At 41.5% G+C, this 7,205-nt stretch carries 6 protein-coding genes; all 6 read left to right on the plus strand.

The features are described 5' to 3' along the window. Positions 1–1,240 (plus strand): aspartate aminotransferase family protein (locus AAC037_RS15875; protein ID WP_339903906.1); only part of this gene is annotated, 1,240 nt, incomplete at its 5' end. Further along, positions 1,230–2,147 carry a 3-hydroxyacyl-CoA dehydrogenase NAD-binding domain-containing protein gene (locus AAC037_RS15880; protein WP_339903907.1) on the plus strand — a complete coding sequence of 306 codons (918 nt, stop codon included), beginning with the start codon at positions 1,230–1,232 and terminating at the stop codon, positions 2,145–2,147. The genes AAC037_RS15875 and AAC037_RS15880, both read left to right, overlap by 11 nt. A 26-nt stretch (positions 2,148–2,173) precedes the next feature. After that, on the plus strand, positions 2,174–2,905 hold the full coding sequence (locus AAC037_RS15885; protein ID WP_339903909.1) for a phytanoyl-CoA dioxygenase family protein: 732 nt from the start codon (positions 2,174–2,176) through the stop codon (positions 2,903–2,905). A 3-nt stretch (positions 2,906–2,908) separates the two neighbouring features. Next, positions 2,909–4,336: a hypothetical protein gene (locus AAC037_RS15890; RefSeq protein WP_339903911.1), complete on the plus strand. Its 1,428-nt coding sequence runs from the start codon at positions 2,909–2,911 to the stop codon at positions 4,334–4,336. A 67-nt stretch (positions 4,337–4,403) separates the two neighbouring features. Then, the gene (locus AAC037_RS15895) at positions 4,404–5,411 is read left to right on the plus strand and encodes a hypothetical protein (protein WP_339903912.1); all 1,008 of its coding nucleotides are present in this window, start codon (positions 4,404–4,406) and stop codon (positions 5,409–5,411) included. 146 nt (positions 5,412–5,557) lie between these two features. After that, positions 5,558–7,205, plus strand: a 1,648-nt coding sequence (locus AAC037_RS15900; protein WP_339903913.1) for an aminotransferase class III-fold pyridoxal phosphate-dependent enzyme, incomplete at its 3' end; no start/stop codon positions are given.

Below are 7,205 nucleotides of genomic sequence, written 5' to 3' on the forward strand. Positions count from 1 at the left end.
CTCAGAATTTAGAAAATACAATCACCCCCATGCTTTATTTTACAGTCATGGAAGTGGTACCCGTATTTATGATGTGGATGGAAATGAATACAGAGATTTCACATTAAGTCAAGGCCCTTTGATCTTAGGCCATTCCCATCCTGAAGTTCTGAAAGCCGTTCATGATTATTCCTCCAAAGGGCAATTGTTTGCAGGACAGCATATCATGGAGCTTGAGTTGGCAGAGAAGCTTCAGGAGCTTATCCCTTCTGCAGAGATGATGCGTTTTTGTTTGGATGGATCTGAAGCAGTTCAAACTGCATTTCGAGTAGCAAGATCGAAAACAGGTAAAAGTAAATTTTTAAGGTTTGAAGGGCATTACCATGGTTGGTTAGACAACGTATGTTTTGGCATTTCCACCCCGTCTCCTGAAGCTTTGGGACCAAGAAAAGCCCCCACCCCAAGCCCTTGGAGCCAAGGTTTGCCACCGGACGCTATCAATGAATTTCATTTACTCCCTTGGAATGACTTGGATTTAGTTAAGGCTAAATTGGAGGAGAGCCACCATGAAATTGCTGCGATTATTACGGAGCCTATCATGTGTAACAATGGCTGCATTGTACCCAAAGAAGGATTTCTACAGGGTTTGAGGGATTTGTGTGATGAATATAACATCGCCCTAATTTTCGATGAGGTAATTACAGGCTTTAGGATAGGGCTAAAAGGAGCCCAGACCTATTTCGGCATTACTCCGGACATGTCCATTTTTGCTAAAGCCATCGGTAGTGGTTATCCAATCAGCGCCATCGTTGGTAAAAAAGAATGGATGGAGGAAATCTCCTCTGCAAGGGTGATTCATGCCGGCACCATGAACACGGCCAATCCGACTGTAGCCGCAGCCATGGCGACGGTTTCTGTTCTCGAAAGGGAAGATCCTTATGCCAAAATGTTCGAATTAGGGGATCAGTTGCGAGACGGATTGAAAGAACTTGCCAAAAAAACAGGACACAATATGATTGTTTCCGGAATTGGCCCAATCATTCATACAGGATTCTCTGATGGAGAAGTTCTCAGTGAATTTAGAGATGTTTTGAAGTTAAACAAAGCCAAATTGGGGCAATTCATTTCAGGTTTGCATGACGACGGTGTGCGTGTCATAGGAAGGGGACTTTGGTACCTTTCGGCTGTACATACCGAAGAAGACATTCAATATGCTTTAAAAAGTGTTGAGAGAGTACTATTAAAAATGAATGAAAAATAAAATGACCCCTTCCGAAATTAACATCTTCTTGGTGGGTGAAGGAAAAAACCTATCCGGAATTGCCATATGTTTGGGCAATTCCGGACATAAGGTTTCTCTTTCCGAATATCCATTGTCTAACAGCCTCTTGTCAAAGACTATGGAAGCACAAAACAATATTAGCATAGACCCAAACTATAGCTCCTTACCAAATGCTGACCTGGTAATCATTCATTGCCCGGAAAACAAAACGTTAAAAAGAGCGCTTTTAGGGGAAATATCCGGTCTAGTCTCAAAAAACGCGCTAGTAGGTATCAATGCTGAAAGCTATACTTTAACAGATTTACAAGAAGGTTTCCCAAACCCTGAGCGACTAATAGGCCTCAACTGGGTGTATCCTGCACACCAAACTTTATTTCTAGAAATCATTACCAACGAAAAGACAAAGGCTGAGCCTGTAAGAGAAATAATGAAATTGGCGAAGACCTATTGGGACAAAGATCCTTATTTGCTAAGCAAAGGAAAGGGAATTAGAAGCAGACTGCTGACAGCAATGGCCAGAGAATCTTTTCACTTGATAGACAAAGGTTATGCTGAACCAATAGATATCGACAGGGCTTGTCGCAATGATCCCGGCTATTATCTGCCTTTTTCGGGCAACTTCAGGTACATGGATTTAATGGGAACATATATTTATGGTTTGGTGATGAAAGACCTTAACCCGGAACTTTCAAATGATAAAACAAGCTCAAAATTAATAGATGACAAGTTAAAGGCAGGCAAATTAGGCATGGACAAGGGTGAGGGGTTTTATTCCTATTCCGAAAGTGAAATGCTAAATAGGGAAGAGGATTTTTTAATTTTTAGTAAGAAAATTAAAGCTCTTATGGATAAATATCCATTTAAAAACCCTAATGAAGGGTCATAAATTAAGCTCATCAACCTCAAAATTCCATGACCGAACAACTAAACAAGGATAAATTTGATAAAGAAGGTTACCTATACTGTCCAAGCTTTCTAAGCAATGCAGAAATTGATGCCATAAATTCAAAAATTAATGAAATTGTAGCCACAGGCTTAACCAAGATCCCTGCAAAGCATTACAAATTTGAAGATCCTGAAAATAAAAAAGGATTGAAAATGATACAGGACCTTCAAGTCTATGACTCATTTTTTGAACATATGCTATTGGAAAGTAAATTCTCGGCCATGGCTGAACAAATTCTTGCTGAGCCGGTGCTGGGGAAAACAGTGGAATACTTCAACAAACCTGCAAAAATAGGTAAGGCTACACCTCCACATCAAGACGGATATTATTTTATGTTAAACCCCATGTCTGCGGTAACTTTCTGGCTCTCATTGGAAAAAGTAAATGAAGAAAATGGCTGGGTAAGCTATGTTAAAGGCTCTCATTTAAATGGCCTAAGAGCGCATAGCAAATCCGAAACCTTGGGGTTTTCTCAGCAAATTCAGGACTTTGGAACTCCTTCAGATTTAGAAAATGAAGTTTTCATGCCAACTAAACCGGGAGACCTTTTGCTTCACCACGCCCTTACCATCCATAGAGCTGCTCCAAATCGTAGCAATTATAATAGTAGAAAAGCCTTAGGCTTGATCTATTTTGGCGCTTCTGCCAAAGAAGACCTCGATGCAAAAAAAGCTTATTTAGCCTCATTAAATAAATAATCAATGAATTTCCCCTTCAAAAACTTCTCCTTACTTGGTTTGATATGCTTCATTTCTATTGCTTTCACCTCCTGTGGTGAAAAGAGCAATCGTCTAATGGCTGAAGACAAAACTTTGGCTTATGAGGTACTTGACAAGGTGATGCATGAGGAAGAACAATGGGTGAAAGTTCATGCTGCCGAATACAAATTACAAGTAGGCGATCCCGAGGGAGTATATGAAATATTTTTAGAGCAGCTTGATAAATTTGGGGAACTTCCACCATATAGGATAGGCATTTGGAGGGTGCTCGCTAAATCTGCCCCCACGAAGCAGGAAAGACAACAGTATATTGACAATATCTTGGCGGTTTATAATGATCCCCAAGCTACAGACAGAATTCATGCAGCTGAAACCTTAGCTAAACTCGGCGTTCCCGTTAGTACATTAGCGAAAGCTACTACTGAGGAAATTCTCAAGGGAGAAAAAGGAAGTTTATGGGTATATACCCTTTGGGCAAGCTTGCAGGGAGAAGAAAATGACAACAACCCATTGTTTGAAGCCTTAATATCAGGCATTCCGGAAGAAATACCTAGACTACAGGCTGCTTATGCCTTGAAAATGGAAGGGGAAATCCCTGAAGAAAGCTGGAAAAAACTGGCATCATTAGCCCTTGATGAACCTGACAATTCTATCGCAAAGGTTCATTTATTGACAGCGGCATATTATTGGGCAGGTACAGAAAATCAAAATTCAGCGGCTTATAAAGAAATTGAAACGCAAATTTTGGCATTGCAGCACAGTGAAAAAAAGGGGGATAGAATGGCCTTGGCCTTGGCTATTTCTCACAAAGGAGACTGGGAGCACCAACCTCTATTGCTTGGCATGCTCCGCAATGACGCTCCAATAAAAAATGAGGTCAATGAACAGGACGCTGCATCAAATGCAGATGTGATGGCAACCGCTGCCTTTGCCTTGCTTCATATGGAGCAAACTACCCACCAATTGTCCACCTTTGATTGGGTAATTGTACTGGTGTATATGCTGGGAATGATGCTTATTGGCTATATTTTCTCTAAAAAGAACAAAAACGAAAAAGATTTCTTATTGGGAGGTGGAAAAATGAACCCGGTGGCCGTGGGTTTATCCTTGTTTGCCACCCTGCTCAGTTCTTTGAGTTATCTTTCTTACCCCGGTGAGATGATCAAATACGGGCCGGTTATCTTTTCTGGAGTTTTGGCTTTCCCTTTAATTTATTATATCGTAGGTTGGTTCCTCATTCCTCGATTTATGAAATTAAAGGTGACTTCTGCCTATGAGATTTTGGAAATCAATTTGGGTGTCAGCATAAGGTTATTGGCTACATTTCTGTTTTTGTCTTTGCGTTTTCTTTGGATGGGCACCATAATTTTCATTACGGTGAATACAGCCATTATTTCCATTTGGCTTTGAGGACAGCACCTCAAACATCTTATGGATTAGTATTATCTTAATCGGGGTAACCATTATTTACACCACCATGGGCGGCTTAAAAGCCGTGGTCTTCACAGATGTGATTCAATCCTGTGTTTTGCTGGGAGGTGCCTTCCTTACTCTGGTCTTGATAAGCATTTATTTTGGATCCGCTACTTCATGGATACCCACACATTGGTTGGATCACTGGGGTGAATACAAATGGGGTATAGATGCCAGGGAGCGGCTGAGTATAGGCAATGCCTTACTGATGACCGTCATTTGGTATGTGGCTTCATCAGGTTCTGATCAGATGTCCATTCAGCGTTTTCTCGCTACGGAAAATATTCAAACCGCAAGAAAAACCTTTGCTGTCTCATTGATCACCTCATTTGTCGCACAATTCCTTTTGGGGCTCGTTGGACTTGCTGTGCTGGCCTACTTCTTGGATAATCCCCAGTTTCTTGCTGCAGGAGAGTCAGTAGCTACCGATGCAGACATTTTGTTTCCAAAATTCATTTTGGTAGGACTTCCCATTGGGATTTCCGGATTGGTAGCTGCAGGAATATTAGCTGCTGCTATGTCCAGTTTATCTTCAGGACTCAGTGCTACCTCCTCTGTGATTTCTGAAGACCTCTTCAAAAGATTTTCAAGGAAAGCAAAACCTAAAAAAGTTAATCAACTCAAAAGGATTAGAATTCTATCTCTTTTTGTTGGTATTTTCACCCTTGCCCTAAGTCTCTTGATTAGCAGGGTAGAAGGCAATCTGTATGATGTTATTGTCAAGGTGGTAAATCTTTTTGTTTCCCCACTTTTTGTGTTGTTTTTTATGGCGCTATTTATCCCTTTTGCTACAGCAAGAGGCGTATTGATTGGTGGATTGATAAGTATTGCAGTGGCCATTGCGGTGGCCTTCTTTAAATTTATGGGAATAGAAGTACTCTTTATCACGCCTGCATCTCTTTTTTCAGGCATAGTGGCAGGGATCGTTTTCAGTTATATTTACCATAAATTTTTAGGAAATCAGGAAACCATGCAGAAAAGAAGTGAGAAAATTATTGACCAAAGTAAATAACTGGTTTACTGGTATTGGTAAGCAATAGTTCTTTAACACCTACCACATGAAGGTTTCCGGCACTAATTCTACTTTATAACGTTGCCTTTCGCCTGTTTTGATTTAAAATTGTTCAATAGAATTAATTTATGAGTGAGCATTCATTTATGAAAAAATCGAAAAACAATAAACCCTGGCAATTGCGTCCTGAAGACCTGTCTGCAATAGAAGCAATGGCTTCCTTTTTACCGGAAAAATTCTATGATATTCATGCCCATTGGTATAGAAAAGCAGACCTCAATGCTCCTGAAAACAGCTTTTGGAACAGTGGGCCAGAGATCGCTGGTCATAAACAGTGGAAAGATTATACCCAACAATTGCTTCCGAAAACCTCCTTACTGGGCGGCTTGTTTTTTCCTGCCCCCTTGCCCAAAGTTAATTTATCCGCTGCCAATCAATTCCTGTTTGAGGAACTTGATAAATCAACCTTATCCAGAGGGTTGATGCTGGTGAAACCGGAAACCTCCCAAAAGGAATTGGAACTGGGCCTTTCAAATTCTAAAGTGGTCGGTTTCAAACCCTATCATGTGTACAGCACCGAAACCCCAACTTCTCAATCGGGCATAACGGGTTTTTTACCGGAACCCATCTGGGCTACGGCGCATGAACACGGAGCAGTAATCATGTTGCATATCATGAAAGACAAGGCCTTGCTTGATCCTAAAAACTGCGAAGACATTCAAAGACTCTGCTTGAAATACCCCAATGTAAAACTGATTTTGGCGCATTGTGGGAGGAGTTTTCATGCCTTGCACGCTGAAGGGGCAAAATACCTGAACAGCATTCCTAATATATGGTTTGACATGTCAGGGATCTGCGAAATGCAGGCAATATTACCCATATTGAAATACTTCGGCCCGGAAAAATTAATGTTCGGTACTGACTTCCCGGTCTCACAAATCCGAGGAAAATGTGTAAGCATAGGCAATGGTTTTATTTGGTTGGATGAAAACAATTGCAATTGGGACCAAGCATGGGGCAAACCTACCTTGGTAGGTTTAGAGTCCCTCAACGCCTTGAAGGAAGCCGCCAATAATTTTGGTTTGGATAAGGCTGATTTAGATTTGATTTTTTGGGGAAATGCCATGCATTTACTCGGGCTAAATGAGCATTCGCCAACAACTAATCAAGCTTATTACAAATATGCAAAAACCAGAATCCCCGGAGGTACCCAGCTACTGAGCAAAAGGCCAGAGAACATGGCTCCCAATCATTGGCCTCCCTATTTCAAAAAAGCATCAGGATGTGAGATTTGGGATTTGGATGGGAAACACTTTTATGACTTCTCCACCAATGCTGTGGGTTCTTGTATTTTGGGTTACGCCCATCCCGAAATAAATAAGGCAATCATTAAAAAAGTAAACCTGGGGAATATGTGTTCCCTCAACCCTCCTGAGGAGGTAGCATTGGCGGACAAACTCTGTGAGATTCATCCTTGGGCAGAACAAGCCAGGTTTGTCAGAGGCGGTGGAGAAGCTTGCGCAGTGGCAGTAAGAATCGCGAGAGCAACTACTGGCAGGGATAAAATCGCCCTTTGTGGTTACCATGGCTGGCAGGACTGGTATTTGGCCGCAAATCTGGGAGAAAATGATGCCCTCAAAGGCCATTTATTACCCGGTTTAAGCCCCGATGGTGTTCCTGGTGCACTGAGAAATACCAGTTTCCCGTTCAAATACAATGACCTGGAGGCCTTTCAGGAAATTATTGATCAACAACCGGACCTGGCAGCAGTGATTATGGAACCTTGCAGGTATG

The organism is uncultured Cyclobacterium sp. (assembly GCF_963976465.1).
GTDB lineage: Bacteria > Bacteroidota > Bacteroidia > Cytophagales > Cyclobacteriaceae > Cyclobacterium.

Coding starts and splice junctions, on each gene's coding strand:
- AAC037_RS15880 (WP_339903907.1), top strand. CDS start 1,230: ATGAAAAATAAAATGACCCCTTCCGAAATTAACATCTTCTTGGTGGGT.
- AAC037_RS15885 (WP_339903909.1), top strand. CDS start 2,174: ATGACCGAACAACTAAACAAGGATAAATTTGATAAAGAAGGTTACCTA.
- AAC037_RS15890 (WP_339903911.1), top strand. CDS start 2,909: ATGAATTTCCCCTTCAAAAACTTCTCCTTACTTGGTTTGATATGCTTC.
- AAC037_RS15895 (WP_339903912.1), top strand. CDS start 4,404: ATGGGCGGCTTAAAAGCCGTGGTCTTCACAGATGTGATTCAATCCTGT.